The sequence below is a fragment of the Nitrospiraceae bacterium genome, assembly GCA_021373015.1.
Taxonomy (GTDB): Bacteria; Nitrospirota; Thermodesulfovibrionia; order Thermodesulfovibrionales; family UBA1546; genus JAJFTJ01.
Map to the genome: position 1 here is coordinate 1 of JAJFTJ010000004.1, position 24,141 is coordinate 24,141.

The following is a 24,141-nucleotide window of genomic DNA, read 5'->3' on the forward strand; positions in this document are numbered from 1 at the left end:
AAATTGTTATTACCTGAAAAAACAAAAACCGGAGCATTTCTTACAATGTCTTCTATAACAGGCACTCTTAAACGGGCAAAGGAGCTTGAAAAGAGATTTAATGTTATATGCGAAAATATGGAAGGCGCTGCAATTGCACAAGTCTGTGTTATTCATGGGATACCAATGCTTGAGATAAGAGGCATAAGCAATATTGTCGGCGATAGAGATAAAAACAGATGGGATATTAAAAAAGCCTCTGAAAACTGCCAGAAAATTTTAATCGGATAAATTCAAAATACAGAATAAAAAAAACTATTTCTTTTTTGGAAACAGTCCTTTTATGTCTTTAATTGTGCCTTCTATTTTTTCAGGAGAAAGATTCTTAGTTCCTTCCTCCAAAATCTTTTTAGTCAATGCCTCTTTCAAATCATGTTTCAGGTTATTAAATTCTCCCCATACATTAAACTGAAGATCAATCGATCCTTTTTTCTTTAGAAGATCAAGCACTAAAGGCGCAGATACTCCCATAAAACTGCCCTTGCTTTTCACATCAATATCCGTGATCTTTATGACTGATGGGGTTTTATTAAGGTAAGTATTGTTTATGTCAAACTTGGAATTAAAATCTACCCTGCCTTTATTAATATCAGCTGTATTCTCGACATATTTTTTAAAAAGCGCTATATCGAGATTATTGACCGAAAGGTTACCGTTGAATTTTCTGGTAAGAATATTTCCTTTTGAATTTACTTTAAAAGCTCCATTTGACGGCAGTTTCGCAGAAACATCGGCCGTGGTCTCGCCCGATTCATTGCTCTTTGCTTTGACAAATAATTCAGTAATATTAAGGGCAACACCTTTTACATCATCGATGAAAATTATCTGGCCATTATTAAGTTCAAACTTCTTTACCAGAACAGGCAGCGCTTTTCCTGCATCCTGCTTTTTGACCATCTCCTTCTCTTTTGCGCTTTCTTTTTTCTTTATATCAGGCATCAGGAATTTACCGTCTTTGGTTCTTTGAAGCCTGACCACAGGAGAATTTATCTGTATCATATTAATAACAAGTTTTCCGCCCAACAGATCCCATAAAGATGGTCTAACCGTCAGGTCTTCAACTTTGAGAAAATCAGTCTTATGCACTGTCTTTACCTGAATCCCTGCAACAACAATTCCATTCCAGCCAAATTTAACTGATTTCAGGGTCACAGCAGGACCGACTGCATCATTAACAGCTTTCTTTACAACCGAGTCCAGAGGAAAGAACAGGACAACTCCTGCTATTGCGAGAAAAACAAAAATAACAATGCCTATGATTATTTTCTTTATCATATTGTAATATTTAATCAAATTCTGAAAGATTTTTCAAGTGGAAAATATTTTCAATGCATATATAATATTCATACGGAAAATTTAATACTTTCAACAAAGGGCGTATTATTTTGATATGATTAACACCACAAAAGTCATATATCTGGACAACAATGCAACAACAGGGGTTGCACCCGAGGTTGTAGATGCAATGCTGCCTTATCTCAGGGAGCTTTACGGCAATCCTTCAAGCATTCATACATTCGGCTCGCAGGTACATGCAAAAATAGAGAATGCGCGCTCAAAAGTCGCTGAACTTATTGGCGCAGAACCAGAGGAAATAATTTTTACAAGCTGCGGAACTGAGAGTGATAATACCGCACTTATGAGCACTCTGGAATGCGGTCCGGACAAAAAGCATGTTATTACATCTGCTGTCGAACATCCTGCTGTCATGAATTTTTGCAAGCATCTTGAAAAAAAAGGATATCGTGTTTCATTTATACCGGTTGATCGTTCAGGGCAGCTAAGAATTGAAGATATAATATCCGCAATTACAAAAGATACCGCAATCGTATCAATAATGTTTGCAAACAACGAAACTGGAACTATATTCCCAATTAAAGAAATCGGGGAGATGCTAAGAGGCAAAGGCATAATATTTCACACTGATGCTGTCCAGGCAGCAGGGAAAATTCCGATAGATTTAAAAAATCTTGATGTTGATATGTTATCAATCTCAGGGCATAAACTCCATGCTCCCAAAGGAGTAGGCACATTATATGTCAGGAAAGGCACAAAGTTTTATCCATATATAATAGGAGGGCATCAGGAGCAAGGCAGGCGTTCAGGAACAGAAAATGTTGCATCTATAATAGGATTTGGGAAAGCATGTGAACTTGCTATCAGGAATCTTGCGAATGAAATAATTTATTTAAAATATCTTCGCGACAAACTCGAAAACGGGTTATTGAAAACATGCCCTGAGTCAAGTGTAAACGGAGATATTAATAACAGACTGCCCAACACAACAAATATAAGTTTTAACTATATTGAAGGAGAAGCGATCCTGCTGAAATTAAATGCGCACGGCATATGCGCATCATCAGGCTCTGCATGCACAGCAGGTTCTCCTGATCCTTCACATGTGCTTAAGGCAATGAAGATACCGCCTCAATCAATACGCGGTTCAATTAGATTTTCTCTAAGCCGTTACAATACAGAAGAAGATATTGATAAAATCCTTGAAGTCATGCCCGGGATAATAAAAGAGCTGACTGCTCTGTCGCCTCTGTCCAAAGAAACTTTCAAAAACTGCAAAGCTTAATTCTTTTTTATTTTATTCTGGGAAGCGTGCCAAAGAGATACTTTATATCCTCGTCTTCAAATCTTACACCAGTTCCTATGTAAGCGCCGCGGCGTTTAGCATTAAGAAGATTATCACCGCCCGCAGAAACAAAAATGTTCTTAAATAAAAAATAATCTATCCCTACTTTAACATGAGGATTTTTTGCGTCTTCTTCGTCTTTTGAAAAATCCCATATATCGACAGACATCTTTGCCTTGTCTTTAAGAAAAAAATAATCCGCTCCAACGCCGAATGTGCTTTCAAAAAGACCTATTCTTAAGGCAAGGTTTTCAAACTTTTTTGCAAATTGAGCCGTAAATTCCATTCTCTTCTTAATCTCTTCTGTCTTAGTATAGGTCGTAACACCTCCGACTGTTGAGTTAGTCTCAGTTGTCGTAATCTTACCAACAGGATCGCTGACAATACCAAAAATATAATATTTGTCTGGTTTTGGCTGAAGTGTAAGAGTAAAGGCTCCTTTCGAATCCTTGGCTTTTGTGAGATAATCTCCCTGGAATGTAATAAATGTCCTGAATCTCTCTACTGCGCTCAGAGTTTTGTTAACCCCTTCTGCGGCTTTATTGAATGATTCGTAAAGTCTGTCATCCTTTACAAGCTTGCCGATCGTGCCTTCACCCTTGGCAATCTTCTGTGTGATAACATCGATATTTTCAGCAGCGCTCTTTACATGCCCCCTGTTTTCTTCTATCATCCCCTTAAGCTCCTTTGTTGCTTTGCTGAGGTCAGCAACAAGCTCAGGGCCGTCTTTTTTTAGAGCGGCAGTGAAATTCTCTATGTTGTCCAGAACTATTCTCAGTTTCTTGTCATTTACTGATATTGCATCTTTCAGGCTTGCTGTAATATGTTTTAAATTCTGGATAGATTCTTTAAGTGCGCCTTTGGATTCAGGCGAGCCAAACGACTCATCAAGATTAGACGCAAGCTTGCTGAAATTTTTAACAAGTTCATCTATATCGACAAACTCTATTACATTCTTAATAGTATCTCCATCCTTGAGTTCAGGTTTTTGAGAACCGGTTTTAAGTTCAATATATTTATCGCCAAGCATTCCCGTTGACTTCACTCCAACAGAAGCGTCTGTATATACAGGGGTATCTTTATCAACCCTGATTGTAAGCCATGCTTTTCCATCTTTAAGCTGTATCTTTTCAATAATTCCTGAATCTACCCCAGCCACCTTGATTCTTGTCTTTTCATCTAGACCGCCGATATTTTTGAATTCAGCATGAAGGGCATAGCCTTTTTTCTTTGCCCAGTCAAAACCTCCTACCTTGAATGTCATGTAGGTCATGATTGCAAGTATCATAAGAGAAAAAGCTCCGACTTTTAATTCTGTAGAAACCTTCATGCAGTTACTCCTTCTATGGTAATGGGTCCGACAGCACTTCCTGTTACAAACTGTCTGACTATTGGATTCTCTGTGTTCTTTATCTGTTCAGGTGTTCCTGTCTCAATAATCTCGCCTAAGTACAGCATAGCAATCCTGTCTGCTATCTTGTAAGCGCTGTGCATGTCATGAGTTATTGTAACAGATGTTATAGTAAGCCTCTTTTTCATCTCAACTATCAGATCATTGATTGCATCAGCCATTATAGGATCAAGCCCTGTTGTAGGCTCGTCATACAGCAATATTTCCGGTTCATGCGCAATTGCCCTTGCAAGCCCGACTCTTTTTTTCATGCCACCTGAAAGCTCAGACGGCATCATGTCCTCAACTCCAACCAGCCCGACCATCCTGAGTTTCTCGCTGGCTATTTCCCTTGCGTCTTTTTCTTTTAATTTGCCGTGTCTCATTAATACAAAAGCAACATTTTCCCAGACCTTCATCGAATCAAAAAGCGCTGCCATCTGAAAAAGCATGCCAAATCTTTTTCTTACTTCATTGAGTTCATTATCATTAAGACCTGCTATATCAACACCGTCAATTAATATTGAACCGCTGTCAGGCTTGAGGGTTCCTATTATATGTTTAATTAAAACACTCTTTCCTGAACCGCTCCCTCCTATTACTACCATGCTCTCGCCTTTTTCTACCTTGAGATTGGTGCCTCTCAATACATGGTTCTTGCCGAATGTTTTATGTAAATCTCTTATCTCTATCATAATAAACTGATATTATAAATTTCTCCTATTGGAATAGCCATACTGATAAAAAATAATCCGATATAAGTATTGTCATTGATGACATAACAACAGCTCCGGTTGTAGCCTTGCCGACGCCTTCAGCGCCTCCCTTTGTATAAAAACCCTTGTAGCAGCTTATTATAGCAATGGCCAAACCAAAAAAACATGCCTTTATAAGTCCATTATACATATCACTAAGTTCAAGGTAATCCCATGTCTTTTTCCAGTAAACAGCTGAATTTGCACCAAGAACTTTAACTGTTACAAAATAGCCGCCGATAATCCCTATAAAATCTGATATGACTGCAAGAGATGGAAGCATTATAATACCTGCTACCATTCTAGGAACAATAAGATATTTCACGGGATTAGTTGCAAGGGTTTCCAGAGCATCAATCTGTTCTGTAACACGCATTGTGCCAAGCTCTGCAGCCATTGAAGCGCCAGCTCTTCCGGCAACAATTAGTCCTGTTAACACAGGGCCAAGCTCGCGTGTCATTGAAAGGGCAACAACAGTGCCTACCATTGACTCTGCGCTGAATCTTTTGAATCCTGTATAGCTTTGAAGCGCAAGAACCATTCCTGTAAATATGGCGGTGATAAAAACAACAGGCATTGATTTAATACCTATTTCTATTATTTGCTTTAGTGTGTTTTTTACTTCAAATGGCGGGATTATCATCTGTTTTAATGCTGATATGAAAAGAAGTATCACGCTTCCGGTTACCTCAGCTATAAATATAAGCTTGTCACCAAGCGATGTGATAAACCTGCCTACAAATTCGATCCCTCTTACTATATAATTAGTTGCCATCAACATATATCCTTCTGGATTTATTGCCTAATGAAGTAAGTATCTCGTAGGATATTGTACCTGCCTTTGCTGCAAGCTCTGAAGCTGATATAAAAGATTTTTTCTGGCTTCCAAGCAAAACAACCTCATCATCTTCTGATGCGTCTTTTATTCCAGTTACATCCACCATCATAGTATCCATACATATTCTGCCAACCACAGGCGCGCGCTTCCCGTGTACAAGGACATCTGAGTTATTTGAGAGCGCTCTTGTATAACCATCAGCATACCCGACAGGCAAAACTGCTATCATACTGTCCCGCACAGTTATGAATGTTCTTCCGTAGCCCACTGACTTGCCTTTGTTGAACTTTCGCAAAGACAGAATATTAGTTTTTACAGTTATTGCCGGTTTTAAAAAAGCATACGCTTCATTCTGAATTGGAGAGCATCCATAAAGCATTATTCCCGGCCTTACTGCATCAAGATATGCGTCTTTAAAAGAAAGCACAGCAGCGCTGTTTGCAATATGAAAAACAGCGGACTTCATAATTTTTTTTTGCAGGGATTTTTTTACAGAGGCAAAAAGCTCTAGCTGCCTTAGAGCATAAGATTTATCAGAAAGGTCTGCATCCGAAAAATGGCTCATAAAACCTGTAATATTCAAAAAATCCATTCCAGCAATAGTCTTTATTTTGGTCATTATACAATCGCTGTCGAAACCCATCCTCCCCATACCTGTATCAATTTTAAGATGGACATTAATAGTTTTCTTTAAGCTCTTTGCTGCTCTGGAAAATATCAAGGCAGTCTTAGCGTCATATATCACAGGGGTGAGATTATATCGAAAGTAATCGTCAATATCCTGTCTGTCAAAAAACACTAAAAGAGGGACTTTTATACCTGCATGTCTTAATGCAACAGCCTCAGAGGTATATGCCACTGCAAGCTGTGAGACTCCTTCTTTTACCAGTTTCCTTGAGACCTCAATCGCCCCATGACCATAGGCATCTGCCTTAACAACAGCTATTACCGGTCTGCCTTTTGTTATTTTTTTTGCAGTCCTGTAATTCTTCGATATGGCTTCAAGGTCTACTTCTGCTATTGGTCCTCTGTCCAAATCAGATGTCTCCCTATAACCCTGCTGTTATTTTTTTTCTTCTTTTTTTTCTTCTGAATCAGACTTTTTAGGGGTAACGTCTATCTCTTCCTGGTCTGACATTGATTTTTTGAAATTTCTTATTGCCTTTCCTATCCCTTCACCAAGCTGCGGAAGCCTTGTTGCACCAAAAAGCACGACAACGATTATCATAATGACTATCAATTCCTGCATGCCTAATCCAAACATATCTTCATCCTCCTATAGTTTTATTTAGATCTTCCATTGTATTAATATTAATGAACGACCTTCCGTCAGGGTCAACTGACCTGACATCCTTTTCTTTTATATATAAAACATCCATCTGTTTCAACATCTCTCTTAGACTCCTGCGCCCTTCCTTAATGCAGCTCTGTATCACATTAACTGTGCTTTTCGAATAAATCCCCAGCAAAGGCTCCGGCTTATTATCAAAAATTGGCACAACAGCATGTCTTCCTTTGCAGTCTGATTTATAACTCCCGACGAGTAATGATACCATATCAGAATGCACAAAAGGCATATCGCATGCAACAACAAATACTGCTTCAGCACCTGTGCTTTTTAGCACCGAATATATTCCGGTTGCCGGTCCCCTTTCTTTTAGAACATCTCCTATCATTGGCAGACCGCAATAGAAATAATGCTCAGGGCTATTTGTACTTATAACAATCTTCCTGAAAAAATCTTTCAGCAGCCTGATACTGGAATCAATTATTCTTGTCCCGTTAATTTCAATGTGGCCCTTAAGTACAGGTATCCTTTTGTTCTCTCCGCCAGCCAATACCATACCTATTATACCCATAGCAATTTATCAAATAGTCTATGCAAATTTATTTTTTAATACAAGCTAAAAACTAAGGGTTTATTATTTTGTCCTTGCCTTAATCCCCCATTTTTGGTATAAATATTTTATGTAATGGGTCAGCTATACTTCCTGCCCTGTTAGTGCTAGGTGGAAAAGTTGATCCGGCAAATTAGATTTTTGGGGAGCTCGAGTGAGGATTGCGGTGTGCATGTCTCATCATCAGATGAGAAAGCCTGAAGCATCCTTTAGAGCACCCACCTGTAACAGCGGGCGGATCTAATTCTCCATTTACACGGCAGGGCGGGTTTACAATTAACACTAAGCTGGCCTGCAAATGTAAATAAAATTAGGCAGGTTTTAGAATGACAAGTTTGTTTCTGAAAGATTTAAATATAAAGGGTTCAGAAAATAGATCCATCAGTCGGGATCTTAGGATAAATTCAGCGCAGGGGATTGTTTCCTGCAAGAAAACTTCCTCATTACCCTAACAGAAACTTAAAACCAGTCATTCCTGCCTAAAGAGCATAAGAATAAATATTTCTTATGTCCAATTGAATTATATTTTTGCAAAAATGGATTTCCACCACGCCTTAATTTTATGTAAGGGATTTAGTGGTTATTAAATAAAAGATAATGAGGAGGATACAATCCAATGGTTGATACAACTTATATGATACTGCTTGCCATTGGTATCGGCATTGCTGTCGGCACAATCCTGAGCCTTATATACAGAAATTCTATTAAACCTCAAAGGCTTGAGCTTGAAAAGCAGAAAGAAAAACTGCTTGGCGAGGCAAAAAGAGATGCAGAGGCAATAAGAAAGGAAGCTGCATTAGAGGCAAAAGATATTCTGTATCAAGCTAAATCCGAGGCAGAAAAAGAACTAAAAGAAAAACGTTTTGAACTCACACAACTTGAAAAAAGACTGAGGCAAAAAGAAGAAACAATCGAAAGAAAACTTGATCAGATCGAGAAAAGAGAACAGGAGCTAAACAAACGAGAAAAAGATTTTAACGCTAAAGAACGTGCAATATACGAAAAAGAAAATCAGTACAATCAGCTAATAAAAGAGCAGACTTTACAGCTGGAAAGGATTTCCGGAATAACTTCCGCTCAAGCAAAGGATGAGCTTTTTAAGAGGATTGAAGAAGAATCGCGTTTTGAAGCGGCAAAACTTGCAAAAAAGATTGAGGATGAAGCAAAAGATACTGCTGAAAAAAAATCAAAAGAAATTATCAGCCTCGCTGTTCAGAGATTTTCAAGCGATTATGTGGCTGACGCAACGGTCTCTGCCGTAACTCTTCCGAATGATGAAATGAAAGGAAGAATAATCGGAAGAGAAGGCAGAAATATACGCGCAATTGAAGCAGCAACAGGAGTTGATCTTATCGTCGATGATACCCCGGAAGTTGTTACCCTCTCTGCATTTGATCCTGTAAGAAGAGAGATTGCAAGACTTTCACTCGAGCGTCTTATAAATGACGGCAGAATCCATCCAACAAGAATCGAGGAGATAGTCGAAAAGGTGAAAAAAGAAGTAGATACAACTATCAGAGAAGAGGGAGAAAAAGCTGTTTTTGATCTTGGACTCTCAGGGATTCATCCTGAGATAATCAAGCTGCTCGGAAGGCTCAAATACAGGACATCTTACGGGCAGCCTGTTCTCCAGCATTCAATGGAAGTAGCATATCTGTCAGGGATCATGGCAGGAGAGCTGGGAGTTGATATTAAGCTGGCAAAGAGAGCAGGACTGCTCCATGACATAGGCAAAGCTGTAGATCATGAGATTGAAGGCTCTCATCAAGAAATAGGATCAACACTGGCAAAAAAATACGGTGAAAATCCTAAGGTTGTAAATGCAATCCTTGTTCACCATGGAGAAGGAGATCCAATAACGCCAGAGGCTGCGCTTGTAGGCGCTGCTGATGCGCTCTCAGCCGCAAGACCAGGTGTAAGAAGAGAAAGCATCGAAGGTTACCTCAAACGACTGGAACAGCTCGAACAAATGGCAATGTCATACAAAGGTGTTGAAAAATGCTATGCCATACAGGCAGGCCGAGAGATCAGAATAATTGTAAAACCAGAGGATATAAATGATGAGATGTCTTCAGTAATTTCCAAAGAACTGGCAAAAAAAATTGAATCAGAATTGACATATCCTGGACAGATAAAAGTTACGGTTATAAGAGAATCGCGGCATGTGGAGTACGCAAAATAAGTTAAAAGTAAGATATTAATAACTTTTAACTAAAAACTTCTTAATATGAAAATATTATTTATTGGTGATATCGTCGGCAAGGTGGGCAGGGTCACTCTCAAAGGGCTTCTGCCCAACCTTGTTGACAGGTATAAGATCGATGTTGTTATTGCAAATGGAGAGAATGCAGCAGGCGGCTTTGGAATAACAGAACAGACAGCAGAAGAGCTTTTTAACTATGGAGTTCATGTTATTACCACAGGCAATCATATATGGGATAAAAAGGAATCTCTTACATATATCACAAAAGAGAACAGAGTAATAAGACCTGTAAATTATCCTCCTGGCGTCCCGGGCTACGGGAGTTTTGTCCACACAGTACCTGACGGCACAAAAATTGGTGTTATAAACATCTCTGGGAGAGTCTTCATGTCAAACCTTGACTGTCCCTTCAGGACTGGCGAGAAAGAAATTGAACTTGTCCAGAAATCCGCAAAAATAATTATCGTTGATTTTCATGCTGAAGCCACATCTGAAAAAGTTGCATTTGGTTATTTTATTGACGGCAAGGTCAGTGCAGTACTTGGAACACACACGCACATACAGACTGCTGATGAAAAGATACTTTCCAATGGGACAGCATATATCACTGATGTTGGGATGACAGGCCCGTCAATTTCCGTAATAGGAATTGAGACTGAGCAGATTATAGAACGTTTTCTCAAACAGATGCCGATGAAATTTGCAACAGCTCAGGGGCAAGGGATATTCTCTGCTGTAATTGTTGAGGTAAACAAAGACACTGGGAAGGCCGTTGCAATTCAAAGACTGCAGCTTAATTATCCTTAGTCGGCTAAGTCAGCAATGCTGTATCACTTATATTTTCTTTCAGTCTACTTAAAGCGTTATTTAATATCTGGCATATCCTGGATTCAGTTACTCTCATGATCTTTGATATATCCTTCAGCCTAAGTTCTTCATAGTAATAAAGAAGAATTATCAACTTTTCCCTGAAAGGGAGTTTTCTTATTTCGGATTCGAGTCTCATTCGAGACTGTTTTATTTCGAGCACTTCAAAGGGATTATTATCATCTGTGGATAAGTAATCAATGATTTCCTTTGTTTCCCCCTCATTGCCGGTTATGGTCTCATTTAAACTCTGAATATTATTCATATGCGATGCAAAATATATTTTATTTAATTTTTTGAAACTAATCCCTAATTCATCTGTAATCTCGCAGTCTGTTGGAGGTCTTGAAAATTTATCTGCAAGTGATTGGCATGCTGTTCTGAGATTAGAAATTTTTTTTCTCGCATCCCTCGAGGTCCACAACATCGCCCTGATCTCATCTATTATCGCACCTTTAATTCTGCAATCTGAGAAAGTTTTTAGAGATGCTTCTCTTTTTGAATCATAGCGCTTCATTGACTCTAATAGCCCTGCAACGCCTGCACTTACCAGGTCTTCCTCGCTGAGTCCTGAAGGAAGATTAAATGACAATTTAGATGCATAATATTTAATTTTAGGAAGATAATGACTTACTATTGCTTCGATATCTTCTTCAGATTTTTGGCAAGTCATATCTTCGAATATCATTGGACGCTTTTTCTCCCTTTGAGCTGTTTTTTGTGAAAGGTAAGGAATACTTCATATAACACTAGAAAAAACCATGCCAATTTATTGCACTTTGATTCTAAAGAACTTTTTCTAAGAATAGCGGGATTTTATGTCAAATAAATGGCTAGACTGAAATTAGTACAGATTATTTTGTCAGAAAAATGACAGCGGAATTTATTTTTGTATATTCAGCCTTTTAATTTTTTCTATTAGAGTTGTTCTCTTTATATTCAGCAGTTTTGCAGCCTGACTTTTATTCCCTTTCTCTGATTTCAGGGCATGTGTTATAAGATGTTTTTCATAATCCTGAATGCATTTTTCAAAATCTATATCCTTCTCAGGGATATGATTGTAATGAGGCTTTTCAATACTGCCATGGCTTGACGTCCCTGCTATCTTCTGTGGTAAATCCGAAAGCACAATAATATCATCATTTTTTAAAACAACCAGTCTCTCAATCAGATTCTCAATCTCCCTTACATTGCCAGGCCATGAGTAGTTTGTTAGAGCAGCCATCGCTTCACTGCTTATTTCCAATATTGGGATTTTTCGTTTTTGACAGTATTTATTTATAAAATAGTTACAAAGCAAGGGAATATCCTCCTTACGCTCTTTTACAGAGGGAAGAATTACAGGAATCACATTAAGCCTGTAGAAAAGATCATCCCTGAATCTGCCGGCCATAACCTCTTCCTCAAGATTCTTATTCGTTGCTGCAATTATTCTTACATCAACCTTTATTGTTTTATTTCCTCCGACTCTCTCAAACGTTCTTTCCTGCAAAAATCTCAGAAGTTTTACCTGCAGGCTAAAACTTATATCGCCTATCTCATCAAGAAAGACTGTTCCTCCGTCTGCAATTTCAAATTTGCCTTTCTTTGTTGTAAATGCGCCAGTAAATGCTCCCTTTTCATGGCCAAAAAGTTCGCTTTCAAGAAGTTCGTGAGGGATTGCGCTGCAGTTGACTGTAACAATGGGCTTAGAGCTTCTGTCACTGTTATAATGAATTGTATTTGAAATTAGTTCCTTGCCTGTTCCGCTCTCACCAAGAATTAAAACCGTGCTGTCACTTGGAGCAACCTTATCAATAAGGCTGTAAATATTCTGCATTGCACTAGAATCACCGATTATATTTTCGACACCACATTTTTGTTTTAAATGTTTTTTCAGATCAATATTCTCCTTCTCAAGTCTGCTCACTTCTATCCCTCTTTTTACAGCAAATGAAACATCGTCAAGATTAAAAGGTTTTGTAATATAGTCAAACGCCCCTGACCTCATGGCATCGACAGCATTTTCAATACTGCCATAGGCAGTCATCATAATCACTACAGAACGGGGATTTAATTTCTTGATCTTTTTTAAAACCTCAATACCGTTTGTATCAGGCATAACAAGATCCAGCATAACAAGATCAACCTTGAAGCTTCGAAATATCTCTAAACCGCTATAAGCATTTGAGCAGGAAATAACATCATAGCCCTCATCTCCAAGATGTTCTTTGAGGATATCTCTGACAGCGTCGTCATCATCGATGATAAGTACTGTTTCCAGCATGTCAACAATATGACATTTCTAAAATTTATCGTCAATATATTTTTAAAGACTCAGTCAAAAAAAGGTATCAGGCTCTTCTTAACATTAGGTCTGCCGCCTTTTACAAACTGGAGAATAACAAGTCCTGCAGTAAAAAAACCAGCCACAGCCAAAATTGCCAGACGCTGGCTCGCGTATAAAGAAGACATATAACCAAACACCAAAGGGCCGAATACTGCAGAGGATTTCCCCACCATCGAATATACGCCGAAATATTCGGATTCATGGCCGTCAGGAATAAACTGAGTAAAAAAAGCACGGGATGCTGCCTGCACACTGCCGAGACCAAAACCTGCAATAAAAGCAACAAGCCAGAATTCTGATTTGGTCTGCACAAAATAAGCAGATACCGAAACTATCGACCACATTACCAAAGACAGAGTAACAATTTTTTTCGGACCCCATGAATCAACAGGCTTTGCCATAATAAATGCGCCTGTTAAGGCTGTAACCTGAATAAAAATATAAAGCATTATAAGTTCCTGCGTGTTAAATCCAAGTGTAGTTGCAGCAAATATGCTCGAAAAAACAATCACAGTATTAACTCCGTCTTCGTAAAACAGATAAGCTATTAAAAATTTTCTCATCTCTTTTTCCGACCAGATTTTTTTGAATGTATTCCATGTGTATCTCATGCCTTTCAATGACGAACTCATAATCTTTCCGAATCCATGTCTCTTATCTTCAGGCAGAAATAAAAAAGCAGGGATAGAAAACAATGCAAAAAAAACAGAGACCATAAACCAAGTGTAGTTAAAAAAACCCTTATTTATAAGCATCAAAGCAAAAACAAGAGCTGATATAGAACCAGCATAACCGATCCCGAATCCCCATGAAGAGACCCTGCCCTGATATTTTTTCTCGGAAATCTCAGGGAGAAATGAATTATAAAATACAAGTCCGCCTTCCATGCCGATATTCGCAAGCACTGCAAGTGCAAAGCCTTCTATCACCATTCCTTTTTGAACAAAAGACAATAAAGAAACTGACAGGATGCATAAAGCAGTGTATGCAAAGAGTAGTCTTTTTCTTATTCCGCCAAAATCAGCCATGCCGCCGATAAATGGAGATGTGAGCACTATAAATGCCATGCTTAATGAAATGACCCTTCCCCACCAAAGATCACCAAGACCTGCATCATTGCCCACGATCTGGTTTGCATAATAAACAGGAAAGATAACAGCAGCTATGACTGCAGAATAGCTTGAATTGGCGAAATCAAATAAGCACCAGCTTATGACCTGCTTTTTATTCTTAAGAGACATTGTATATTATAATGTTTTTAATTAAAGGTTTTAGTAAGTTTTAGACCAACAATGAAAATTATCGAGAAAGATGCAGTGATCATAGGTGCAGGCGCTTCAGGCCTAATGTGCGCAGCCGAAGCAGGCAAGCGCGGCCGGAAAGTACTTGTTATCGATCATTCTGAGAAGCCCGCGAAAAAGATAAAGGCATCTGGAGGTGGAAGATGCAATTTCACTAACTTAAATATAGATTATGAAAATTATATATCGGACAATCCGCACTTCTGCAGATCAGCACTTGCCAGATTTACTCCAAATGATTTTACAGCAATGGTAAAGAAACATGGCATTGAATATTATGAAAAAGAAAAAGGACAAATATTCTGCAGACAGACTTCCACAGATATAATCAAGATGCTCTTAAAAGAATGCAATGATGCTGGTGTAGAAATAAAACTTGATTCCAAGATTGATAAAATTTCAAAACAATCCGGTTTTCTGATCTCAACAAATCTCGGACAGATACAGACAGAATCTCTGGTTATTGCAACAGGCGGACTTTCATATCCAGAACTCGGCGCAACAGACATTGGATTTAGAATCGCAAGACAATTCGGTCTTAATATTATAAAACCAAGACCTGCGCTCGTTCCGCTTTTATTTAGTCAGAAAGACCAACAGAAATTCAGAGACCTAAGCGGAACATCATTTGATGCATTTGTCACCTGCAATAAAAAACAATTCTCAGGACAGGTTCTTTTTACACATTCAGGTTTAAGCGGGCCTGCGATACTTCAGGCATCATCATACTGGAACAAAGGCGATGATATCATCATAAATCTTTCCCCAGAAAAAAATGCCCATGATATCTTAATGTCTAAACGCACAAGCAAGATGGAGCTAAGCACACTGCTTTCTTTATATCTTCCTAAACGCTTCTGCAAAATTTGGTGCGAAACACATATCCAGTCACGCGCTATGAATTCTTACAGCGAAAAAGAATTAATAAAGATTGAAGAAAATTTACATAGATGGGTAATTAAACCAGAATCAACAGCAGGATATAAAAAAGCAGAAGTTACAGCAGGCGGCATCGACACAAATGAGCTGTCCTCAAAAACAATGGAGGCAAAGAAAGTGTCGGGACTTTATTTTATCGGAGAGGTTGTTGATGTCACAGGTCATCTTGGAGGATACAATCTTCAGTGGGCGTGGTCATCCGGCTTCGCAGCAGGACAATTTGTGTAAAAGTTTTCGTTGTGCGATGCTGAAGGAAAATGGGTAGTGAAGCTGATTATTTTCCATACTAATTTTTGCTATTTTTTATCTGTCTGACATCGACAACCCATGGCTCGTATCGCTTACCAAAGTGTAGTTTTACGACATATCTCGGCTCTGTTATTTTTTCGGTGTAATACTCACGTTTCTCTTTATAACGAAGAGGTTCCAGCAAGGAACGTTTACCCAGAGGCACATGGATGCTATCAACAAGCACATCTGTCAGAAATCCGATTATTTTTTTGGGACTTTTTTTGTTCTCATACGAAGTAAAATAATAATTCATTCTGACAACAACAGGAAGAATAATAAAACGGCTATTGTCAGGATAGCGGTTCCTAAGCGCAACAGGGTCATTGTCTGCATCAATAGGAAAAAGACGTGTTCTGGTTTTTATATCTCGCTTAAACCTCGTCTGAAGCCTTCCTAATTCTTCTTTATCTGATTTTCCCTGCCTTATTTTTTTTTCGAGATCTGCAATCAATTTTTCTTGTTTCTCTATCCATCGTTTCCATGTCTCACCATCATATTCGAAAACTGCATAGGTCTTATGCGGCAGCACATGCCTATAGAAAATGTCGGCCTCAGGGCTTCCTTCTGGTACACTGCAGTCAAATCCTATGGCAATAAGCTTCTTTTTGTCTAGCCATTCTCTATCATAATCATACTTAAGAGAGAGAGAAATGCCAGTATTCTCGTCCCTGGTATAGGCAAGGGGAAGCTCGCGTTCTGTAAGTTCGATAGCTGCCTCAGGAGAACCTGATCGATTAATTAAAATGCCTGCGAATACAAAGGCATTGACAATCAGCAACAGCGTTATCGCGCCTAGCAGTCCATATTTTCTCATTGGCTAGCCTCCTTACTGAGTGCTCTGAGCCTTTTCAAGGCGATAAGAAATGTAATAGCAATCGTTCCGATAATCAAGAAAAAAAGATATTTAGGCATCCACTTCCAGCACCAGTCATAGAGCTTAGTGTAAAGATAGATAACGAAAAAAGTACTCCCAAGGTTAACTGCATCGGAATGGTGGTATCTAATACCAAGCCAAATCGTAATTCCGGCAACAATAAAGCCTGCGCCTTGATAAATATTCTCCACCTGTTCAGGGGGTATCATAATGTAACTAGTTCTCCCCCAATTAGCCAGTACCAGTATAGAGATAAAAACAGAAAGCATACCGAAAAGGCGATACATGACAGGGAAGCGGGGATAGCTGCGGTGCGAGACTAGAGATATAGCAGTAATACAAAAGCCCGCTACTATGAAATTCTCAGGACGTTCTCCAAAGGATAACCAGTACATGCCGCTCCAAGTCCCTACAGTAGCTGATAGGTAGCCAAACAAGCAAAATATCCCTGCCACTTGAAGGAGACGAAGTCCATAAGTGTAGGAAAGTATTAGAGCGAACACACCCCATGCAAGAAAGGCATTCTGCGTTGGTGTAATGTTAAAAATAACACCGAGCAAACTTAAATTCAGAACAAAAGACGCGAAAGCAACAAGTCCGATGAGAGATGTAAAATATAGCGTTTTTTCAAACCGTGCTGCTATCTCCATTGTTAAAGTGAGTAGAATGGGTATTCCAATGAGAATCCCAACTTGAATAGAAGTAGATAGTTGGCCCCAGAACCGGTAAAAGAAAAAAAATACAGCTGCCGACAGCGCTAGGGCACCTAGAAAAGAGACTATTCTCATTCCCGTAGACATTTGCTTCTGGACATGATCCGTGTCTATGTCGAACTGCTGGGATAGCTCTTTCAGCGTCTCATGGTGGTATGTTACAAGCCGTTTCCTCTGCTCATCAGAAAGGACGAGTATCTCCTGTCCCTCAAGAAACTGCAACTCTTCCTGAAAAAAGCGGATACGGTCAGCCTTTTGCTGAGCTTCATCCTTACGCTGAAGAGAAGAATCCTTATTATTATTCAAACTTATCTTGGTCATGCTTACCTTGTACAAAAGTACAAATGTTGTTTATTATTTTTTACGTCTTATTAATCTTCTTTCTTCCAACGCCATGATCCCCTTCTTCCTCCGCATTGTATCAAGCCGCATAAAAAACTGCAAGGCGAGGTAGGATGAAGAAAAACACGGCAGAAGGCAGAGAGAATTTAGAAATAATGATCAGGTTTTAGAAATGAATATCGGTTTATCGGCTTAAAACTATTTCTACGACTACGACTGGATGTTTTTTATTCCCTCGGCTGCCATATCTAGACTTTCTGCATCTTCAACATTGAAAACAGCTGCATCAGGAACAATTCTCTTCATAAGTCCTGAAAGCACTTTGCCGGGGCCTACTTCAATGAATATCTTTATGCCGGAGTCGTATATTGTCTTAATCGAGTCTTCCCACAATACTGGACAGCTTAATTGTTTGATCAGGGATTTTCTTATCTCATCGGGATTTTTTATGAATGATGCGTCTGCGTTAGACACAAAAGGTATCTGAGGAGCATTGAATGCTATTTTTTGTTCAGTAATAAAATCATTAAGTTTGCTCGAAGCTTCAGTCATGAGTTTGCAGTGTGAAGGCGCGCTCACTGCAAGGATAACAGCTCTTTTTGCGCCTAATTCTTTCGATATTCTTACTGCTTCTTCAACAGCCTCTTTTTCGCCTGCTATGACTACCTGTCCGGGACAGTTAAAGTTAGCCGGCGCAACATAGCCTGTTCTGGCGACTGTTGAATTGCATATTTCAGTAATACCTTTTTTATCCATTCCAAGGATTGCGGCCATAAGCCCTTTGCCTTCAGGAACTGCTTCCTGCATGAGCTTGCCTCTTTTTTCAGTTATCTTAACAGCGTCTTTGAATCTGATCACTGACGAGGCAACTAAAGCAGAATATTCTCCAAGGCTGTGTCCAGCAACAGCAGAAGGAGTTATCCCTCTGAGTTTTAAAACAGTGTATGCTGTTGTTTCAGCAGTAAGCAGGCATGGCTGGGTCTTGTCAGTTTTATTTAATTCTCCTGCAGGCCCGTGAAAGCTGAGCGCGGCAATATCATAACCGAGAATATCAGATGCTTCTTTGTAAAGATTCTTGACTTCGTTGAATTTTTCATAAAGGTCTTTCCCCATCCCGACATACTGCGAACCCTGACCCGGAAATATGAATGCTGTTTTCATTGCCTTACCTCTTTTATTTTTTTGATAATCAACGGGATTATCTCATTAAGGTCGCCTACTATCGCATAGTTTGCGGCATTGAATATCGGAGCCTCAGGATTTTTGTTTATCGCGATGATCACATCAGATGACTGCATGCCGACAAGATGCTGGACAGCTCCTGATATTCCGCATGCAATATATATCTTGGGACATACTGTTTTACCTGTCTGTCCTATCTGACATCTGTAAGGTATCCAGCCTTCGTCAACCGCCGCCCTAGACGCTCCGACCGTCCCTCCTAACAATTCTGCAAGTTCAGTCAGAACTTTGAATCCTTTTTCACCTGCTCCTCTTCCTCCTGCAACAATCACCTCTGCATCCTGAAGATTTACCATGGACTCTGACCCTTCTTTTACTGTTTCAAGCACGCGGGTTCTGGATTTTATTTCGCTGACAGGCACGGAGATTATCTCTCCTTTTCTGCCTTTGTCATATTCGCCTTGTTTCATAACTCTCGGTCTCACTGTTGCGATCTGAGGCCTGTAATTGGGGCAGAGTATGGTTGCCATGATATTTCCGCCGAATGCAGGACGCACCTGCAGAAGATTTTTTGTTTCTTTGTCTATCTCCAATGATGTGCAGTCTGCGGTAAGTCCTGTTCTTAGCTTTGCGGCAGCGCGCGGTATGAAAGAACGTCCTATTGGTGTTGCTCCTGCAAGAACTATGTCAGGTTTATACTGACTTATGAGATCAACAAGAAGTTTTGAATAAGGTTCGTCGTTGAATTTTTGAAGTGCTGGAGAGTCCGCAAAATATACCTTGTCAGCTCCCCATCTTATCAGTTCCTGAGCTTCGTTTTTTGCAGAACCGAAAAGCACGGCGCAGAGTTCTGTATTTAATTCATCCGCAAGTTTTCTGCCTGCGCCAAGGAGTTCCAACACAACATGAGCGATTTTGCCTTCTCTTTGTTCGGCAAATATCCATACGCCCTTATTGTCCCATGTCCTTTTAGGTTCTTCGGATTGTTTTATTTCTTCTATTGCGCCTTCAGGACAAGCGCTTATGCAAGCCATGCACATCTGGCAATTTTCAGCGATGAATGCCTTTCCGTCTTTCATGACTATTGCGCTGAAAGGACAAACGCCGACGCATGTTTCACATCCCGTACATTTTTCTTTTATAACTATTAGAGACATTTCAGTTTCTTTAACTCCTCGATAAGTTTATTCACCTGTTCTTCAGGCGTGCCGTCAAATGTTTTTCTGCCTGCTCTTATCTCCGGCGCAAATATTTTCCTTACCTGAGTCGGCGAGCCTTTAAGCCCTGTGTCTTCTTCTTTTATGCCTATTTCTTTAGCGCCGAGTTTTTTTATCTCTGCTTTTTTTGCAGCCATCTTGCCTTTAAGAGAAGGCAGTCGCGGCTGGTTCAATTCTTTTACAACTGTCAGGAGAACAGGGAGAGTTGATTCGACAACATCATATCCATCGTCCATCAGTCTCTGAACTTTTATTCCCTCGGGTTTTACTTCTTCTATCTTTCTGACATATGAGATATGCGGAATATCTAGAAATTCAGCCATCTCAGGCCCGACCTGTGCTGTGTCTCCATCGATCGCCTGTTTGCCGCAGATTATTACATCAGCCTTAATATTCTCTATTGCCTTTGCCAAAGTGTAAGCAGTAGCCCATGTGTCCGAACCTGCAAAAGCCTTGTCGCTTAGAAGAACTGCTTCATCAACGCCCATTGCAATTACATCGCGGAGTGCGCTTTCTGCCTGCGGCGGACCCATTGTCAATGCAAAGACTTTTCCTCCTGCTGCTTCTTTTATCTGAAGCCCTGCTTCTACTGCATGAAGATCATAAGGATTGATTATCGTAGGCACGCCGTCTCTTATCAGAGTGTTTGTCTCAGGATTAATTCTAACCTCTGACGAGTCAGGCACCTGTTTGATGCACACAACAATATTCATTATTCTTTTTTCTCCAGATTGTTTTAATTTATGCTGAATAACGCAGGCATTAATTATACGATTTTGAAATGTCAGGTGTAAAGTCCAATCATGCGCTTATATCAGTTGACGAGATAAGCAGACTCGGGGTTCCGATGTTTCCATAAAATCTGAAATCATCTGCAACAGCTTCGATTTTTGCAAACAGACCTAATATGTCTCCTGAGATCACTGCCTCTTTAACAGGAAATTTTATCTCTCCGTTTTCTATCCACAATCCTGAGACACCGATAGAAAATTCCCCTGATATAGGATTTGCAGTATGTATCCCCATCGCCTCAGTAACATAGAGTCCCTTGTCAAGAGAACAAAGCATAGAGTTAAAGGAAACAATATCTGACTTGGAGACTGCTTCCAGATATAAATTTGATATTCCGACACCGGGGAGAGACGAAAAACTTTCCCGAATAGCATTGCCTGTCGAGACTGTCCCTGCCTTTTTTGCAGTATAGGAATTGTGAAGATATGACTCAAGCATCCCTTCTTTTATCAAAATTTTTGACGAGGACGGGAATCCTTCATCGTCGACAGGAGATGTGCCAAGCTTTCTTGGAATAATCCCGCTGTCTATTATATTTATTTTTTTGCTTATTAAATCCTGACCTATTCTGTTTTTCAGCGATGACCTTCCCTTTTGAACTGAGTCTGCTGAAAAAGACTGAGAAAACACTCCCAGAAATTCTGATGCAACAGAACTGTCGAGTATCAGCGAAGCCTTTATTGTAGTAATCTTTTTCGGACATAAAATCCGAATTGCACGCATAGCAGCATTTCTGCCTATTGTTTCAAATGAAATATCTGAAAGAAATCTGCTTCCATCAATATCCCATCCCATCTCGCTGTCATTGTTTTCTTCAGCAACAGCGGTTACAAAAGCCGTGCTGCTTGTATATGGATATGTGATGTCTATGCCGTTTGAATTGCAGATCATCAGCTCGCCGCTTACAAAAGTCCCTGATGCTTTTCTGACTTTTTTTATTCTTGGATCGTAATTTTTTGCCGAGTCTTCGATTGTCATAACATTACTGACAGCATCATCCCTTGAGATATCTGCTATGTTTTTATCATATATCTGCAGATTATCCGTATTTTCCTTAAGTTGTTTCCGTGAAGCCATATCCAGAAACTCATCAATGTCAGAGAGCCCTGCAGAATCAATAGCCGCCTTTACTACAGGCTTTATGTCATCAAAAGATGTTGAATATGAAAATCCAAGTCTCTTGCCTTTAATTATTCGCAGTGAATATCCAAGACTCAAGGATGACTCGACAGAATCTATAGAGTGGTCTTTAACTTCTATATTCAGTTTCTTTGATGTTCTTAAAAAAACCTCAGCCATATCTGCGCCTTGTTTGAGCGCGTGATCAAGAAGTTCAGATGCAAACTTCTTGATTGCTCCGGTGTTTTCAGCTTTCATAATAGGTTGCAGAAGCTGTATCAGACTCCCAGACAGTAACAGCAGAAACCTGAACATTTTCGTCGGAAAATTTTTTGCTCATTGTGTCATAAACCCACTTTGCTATATTTTCAGAAGACGGATTCTTTTCTGTAAAAGGAAAAATCTCATTAAGCAAAGAATGATCGAGAGGATCTATGATTTCATTCAGAATTTTTTTTAAATCGTGAAAATCCACTGCAAGGTCAATATCATTAAGCCTTTCAGCTACAACATGCACCTGAACCTTGAAATTATGACCATGCATCTTCTCACATTTCCCTTTATATCCGCGCAGCTGGTGCGATGCAGAAAAAATACTTTCGACCATTAATTCATACATTTTTTATTCCTCTATTCTGAATTATCAGAATATATTCTATATATTCTTAAAATGTTTTCTTGAAAATTGAGATATAAGGGAGATTCCTGTATTTATCATCATAATCAAGTCCATAACCTACGACAAAAACATCAGGTATTTCAAACCCAACATATTCAAGCGGAATGTCAACTGTTCTTTTTTCTTTTTTATCAAGAAATACACATGTCTTCAGACTTTTTGGTCTTTGCGACAGTATTCTTTCCCTTACAAAATTCAAGGTTATTCCTGAATCCGCTATATCTTCAATAAGAAGGATATCTTTGTCAGCCAGATTCTCTCTGATATCACAATGAACCCTTACCTCTCCTGTTGTGTCAGCTTTAACATAACTTGATGCGACTATGAAATCACACATGAGCGGAATTTTTATCATTCTTACAAGATCAGAATAAAACATGAATGCGCCCTTTAGAATTCCAATGGCAAGAAGGTTTTTGCCCTGATAATCTGATGATATCTTTTCTGCGAGTTCTTTCACTCTGCTCTGAATCTGCTCGGTTGTAAAAAAAGGTTTGCCTGTGACCATAATATCCTCCTTTTCTGTTTTAAAATTTAATCTGAAACAACATGTATTGTGAGCGTTGTGTTTCCCATCTGGATTATATCACCATCATTGAGAACTTTTTCTTTTACACTAGTTCCATTAATAATACTTCCGTTTGTACTGTCAAGATCCTTGTAAATTATCTTCCCTTCTGAGGTTTCAAATAATGCATGCCTTTTAGATATAGACATATCCCTGATTCTGACATCAGCTTCCCGTCTGCCGATTGTAAACGGCAATGGAATGTTGAACTTATTGCCTTTCTGAGGTCCTTCTGTTATTTCCAGCCTTATCCTGAGCGGCTTTGTTTCTTTATTAGCCTTAACTTCGGGCTGAACATATGGTTTTTCAGAACTTTTACTCGCAATATTGAGAGCTGTCTGAAATAATTTGAGCTCTGATAAATCATCAGCTTCTTCGGTCTTAATATCTCTGTACACCAATACTTGCACAGGCGTTTTGTCTGCAGGATATGCATAGATCATTATCTGCTCTGCAAGCGGGATATCTCTCTGCTCCCATCCGATCCAAAAGGAATCTGCAAAATTAACTGTCTTTGGTTCTCCTGCATGGAAATAAAAAAAATTATACATGTTATTTTTTCTGAGTATCAAAAAAATGTCTGATTTTGCTTCCTTAATCTGCTCAATGAATTCATCAAGGTGTATCATTTCAGCAGTTACCTTTGTAGAAGGTTCTTTCTGTATAAATACAAGCATTGCCTTTAGCAAAACAGGGTCCGTTTTATATAAAGAAATTTTTTTGCTGTCATTATCCGAATTTACATACTGCAGAAATTCTTTTATGCTTAGCGGGAGTGTTTTATTTCCTGAGATACAGCCTGCCGCGTATACGCTGCCTTTCAGAAAAAAAAGCAGATATGCCGCATCTTTTGCATCAACTCTTATCAGACCTATAAAAGAAGCTGCCTTATCTATTTCATCAATAGCCAAAGCAAAAAACTCCGGTGAATAAGGCCTATCTGTGAATATTGAGTCTCCGTGCGGAAAAAGTTCTTTTATCATATGGCTATTGTTTTATATCCCTTATATTTTGTCAACATATTGAATTAATTAATAGGCAAAATAAAAACATTTAATAAACTCAAAATCACACAATTTCTATAAAATGTTAATAAGGCTATTTATTATTGACATTCTAACAGTTAGAGGCTATACTTTTAAAGAAGAACTTTAGGTTGGAGGA

Annotated in this window: 24 protein-coding genes and 1 other RNA gene; 6 read left to right on the forward strand and 19 right to left on the reverse strand. The window is 39.1% G+C overall.

Translation table 11 applies throughout. The features are described 5' to 3' along the window. On the forward strand, positions 1-270 hold a 270-nt coding region (locus tag LLF28_00715; protein ID MCE5193973.1), incomplete at its 5' end, for a hypothetical protein. Between the two features lie 24 nt (positions 271-294). On the opposite strand, the gene LLF28_00720 is transcribed toward LLF28_00715, so the two are convergent. Further along, complete coding sequence (locus LLF28_00720; protein MCE5193974.1) at positions 295-1,314, reverse strand: DUF748 domain-containing protein; 1,020 nt, start codon at positions 1,312-1,314, stop codon at positions 295-297. Between the two features lie 115 nt (positions 1,315-1,429). On the opposite strand from LLF28_00720, the gene nifS reads away from it, so the two are divergent. Next, a complete protein-coding gene (gene nifS / locus LLF28_00725; protein MCE5193975.1) occupies positions 1,430-2,620 on the forward strand; it encodes a cysteine desulfurase NifS in 1,191 nt (396 codons plus the stop codon). 7 nt (positions 2,621-2,627) lie between these two features. Here nifS and LLF28_00730 read toward each other — a convergent pair whose 3' ends face one another. From LLF28_00730 to LLF28_00755, 6 genes are read right to left on the reverse strand one after another with little or no spacing between them, the layout of a single operon-like run. Beyond that, positions 2,628-4,010, reverse strand: coding sequence for an MlaD family protein (locus tag LLF28_00730; protein MCE5193976.1), 1,383 nt, complete (start codon positions 4,008-4,010; stop codon positions 2,628-2,630). After that, positions 4,007-4,765 carry an ABC transporter ATP-binding protein gene (locus LLF28_00735; protein ID MCE5193977.1) on the reverse strand — a complete coding sequence of 253 codons (759 nt, stop codon included), beginning with the start codon at positions 4,763-4,765 and terminating at the stop codon, positions 4,007-4,009. Before LLF28_00735 ends, LLF28_00730 begins: the two co-directional genes overlap by 4 nt. A gap of 25 nt (positions 4,766-4,790) precedes the next feature. Continuing rightward, positions 4,791-5,600: an ABC transporter permease gene (locus tag LLF28_00740; GenBank protein MCE5193978.1), complete on the reverse strand. Its 810-nt coding sequence runs from the start codon at positions 5,598-5,600 to the stop codon at positions 4,791-4,793. Beyond that, a complete protein-coding gene (gene alr / locus LLF28_00745; GenBank protein MCE5193979.1) occupies positions 5,590-6,699 on the reverse strand; it encodes an alanine racemase in 1,110 nt (369 codons plus the stop codon). Before alr ends, LLF28_00740 begins: the two co-directional genes overlap by 11 nt. Before the next feature lie 27 nt (positions 6,700-6,726). Beyond that, on the reverse strand, positions 6,727-6,927 hold the full coding sequence (locus LLF28_00750) for a twin-arginine translocase TatA/TatE family subunit (protein MCE5193980.1): 201 nt from the start codon (positions 6,925-6,927) through the stop codon (positions 6,727-6,729). A 4-nt stretch (positions 6,928-6,931) separates the two neighbouring features. Continuing rightward, a complete protein-coding gene (locus LLF28_00755; protein ID MCE5193981.1) occupies positions 6,932-7,522 on the reverse strand; it encodes a molybdenum cofactor guanylyltransferase in 591 nt (196 codons plus the stop codon). A 126-nt stretch (positions 7,523-7,648) separates the two neighbouring features. On the opposite strand from LLF28_00755, the gene ssrS reads away from it, so the two are divergent. The 3 genes from ssrS (at position 7,649) to LLF28_00770 (ending at position 10,571) form a co-directional block, all read left to right on the forward strand. Further along, a non-coding RNA gene (ssrS, locus tag LLF28_00760) (6S RNA) lies at positions 7,649-7,836 on the forward strand. Between the two features lie 341 nt (positions 7,837-8,177). Continuing rightward, entirely contained in the window at positions 8,178-9,743 is a 1,566-nt protein-coding gene (gene rny, locus LLF28_00765) for a ribonuclease Y (GenBank protein ID MCE5193982.1), read from the forward strand. Positions 9,744-9,788: 45 nt separating this feature from the next. Further along, a complete protein-coding gene (locus LLF28_00770) occupies positions 9,789-10,571 on the forward strand; it encodes a TIGR00282 family metallophosphoesterase (protein ID MCE5193983.1) in 783 nt (260 codons plus the stop codon). 4 nt (positions 10,572-10,575) lie between these two features. Here LLF28_00770 and LLF28_00775 read toward each other — a convergent pair whose 3' ends face one another. The 3 genes from LLF28_00775 to LLF28_00785 all read right to left on the reverse strand — a co-directional run bounded on the left by LLF28_00775 (position 10,576) and on the right by LLF28_00785 (position 14,201). Then, complete coding sequence (locus LLF28_00775; GenBank protein MCE5193984.1) at positions 10,576-11,319, reverse strand: FliA/WhiG family RNA polymerase sigma factor; 744 nt, start codon at positions 11,317-11,319, stop codon at positions 10,576-10,578. Positions 11,320-11,514: 195 nt separating this feature from the next. Continuing rightward, on the reverse strand, positions 11,515-12,897 hold the full coding sequence (locus LLF28_00780) for a sigma-54 dependent transcriptional regulator (GenBank protein MCE5193985.1): 1,383 nt from the start codon (positions 12,895-12,897) through the stop codon (positions 11,515-11,517). A gap of 50 nt (positions 12,898-12,947) precedes the next feature. Beyond that, positions 12,948-14,201 carry an MFS transporter gene (locus LLF28_00785; protein ID MCE5193986.1) on the reverse strand — a complete coding sequence of 418 codons (1,254 nt, stop codon included), beginning with the start codon at positions 14,199-14,201 and terminating at the stop codon, positions 12,948-12,950. A gap of 51 nt (positions 14,202-14,252) precedes the next feature. Here LLF28_00785 and LLF28_00790 point away from each other — a divergent pair, with 51 nt between their 5' ends. Then, complete coding sequence (locus tag LLF28_00790; GenBank protein MCE5193987.1) at positions 14,253-15,428, forward strand: NAD(P)/FAD-dependent oxidoreductase; 1,176 nt, start codon at positions 14,253-14,255, stop codon at positions 15,426-15,428. Between the two features lie 58 nt (positions 15,429-15,486). Here the strand turns inward: LLF28_00790 and LLF28_00795 are convergent, their stop codons facing one another. From LLF28_00795 to LLF28_00835, 9 genes are all read right to left on the reverse strand, one after another. Beyond that, positions 15,487-16,305, reverse strand: a complete 819-nt coding sequence (locus tag LLF28_00795; protein MCE5193988.1) for a DUF4824 family protein — start codon at positions 16,303-16,305, stop codon at positions 15,487-15,489. Then, positions 16,302-17,399, reverse strand: a complete 1,098-nt coding sequence (locus LLF28_00800; protein MCE5193989.1) for a DUF2157 domain-containing protein — start codon at positions 17,397-17,399, stop codon at positions 16,302-16,304. The genes LLF28_00795 and LLF28_00800 overlap by 4 nt, the downstream gene beginning before the upstream one ends. 231 nt (positions 17,400-17,630) lie before the next feature. Beyond that, a complete protein-coding gene (fabD, locus tag LLF28_00805; GenBank protein ID MCE5193990.1) occupies positions 17,631-18,581 on the reverse strand; it encodes an ACP S-malonyltransferase in 951 nt (316 codons plus the stop codon). Further along, positions 18,578-19,759 carry an FAD-binding protein gene (locus tag LLF28_00810; GenBank protein MCE5193991.1) on the reverse strand — a complete coding sequence of 394 codons (1,182 nt, stop codon included), beginning with the start codon at positions 19,757-19,759 and terminating at the stop codon, positions 18,578-18,580. The genes fabD and LLF28_00810 overlap by 4 nt, the downstream gene beginning before the upstream one ends. Beyond that, complete coding sequence (locus tag LLF28_00815) at positions 19,750-20,532, reverse strand: electron transfer flavoprotein subunit beta/FixA family protein (protein ID MCE5193992.1); 783 nt, start codon at positions 20,530-20,532, stop codon at positions 19,750-19,752. Before LLF28_00815 ends, LLF28_00810 begins: the two co-directional genes overlap by 10 nt. A gap of 88 nt (positions 20,533-20,620) precedes the next feature. Continuing rightward, positions 20,621-21,988: a TldD/PmbA family protein gene (locus tag LLF28_00820; GenBank protein MCE5193993.1), complete on the reverse strand. Its 1,368-nt coding sequence runs from the start codon at positions 21,986-21,988 to the stop codon at positions 20,621-20,623. After that, positions 21,978-22,349 carry a 6-carboxytetrahydropterin synthase QueD gene (queD, locus tag LLF28_00825; protein MCE5193994.1) on the reverse strand — a complete coding sequence of 124 codons (372 nt, stop codon included), beginning with the start codon at positions 22,347-22,349 and terminating at the stop codon, positions 21,978-21,980. Before queD ends, LLF28_00820 begins: the two co-directional genes overlap by 11 nt. Positions 22,350-22,395: 46 nt before the next feature. Next, a complete protein-coding gene (hpt, locus tag LLF28_00830) occupies positions 22,396-22,917 on the reverse strand; it encodes a hypoxanthine phosphoribosyltransferase (protein MCE5193995.1) in 522 nt (173 codons plus the stop codon). A 26-nt stretch (positions 22,918-22,943) separates the two neighbouring features. Beyond that, complete coding sequence (locus LLF28_00835) at positions 22,944-23,960, reverse strand: FHA domain-containing protein (protein MCE5193996.1); 1,017 nt, start codon at positions 23,958-23,960, stop codon at positions 22,944-22,946. Positions 23,961-24,141: the final 181 nt, after the last annotated feature.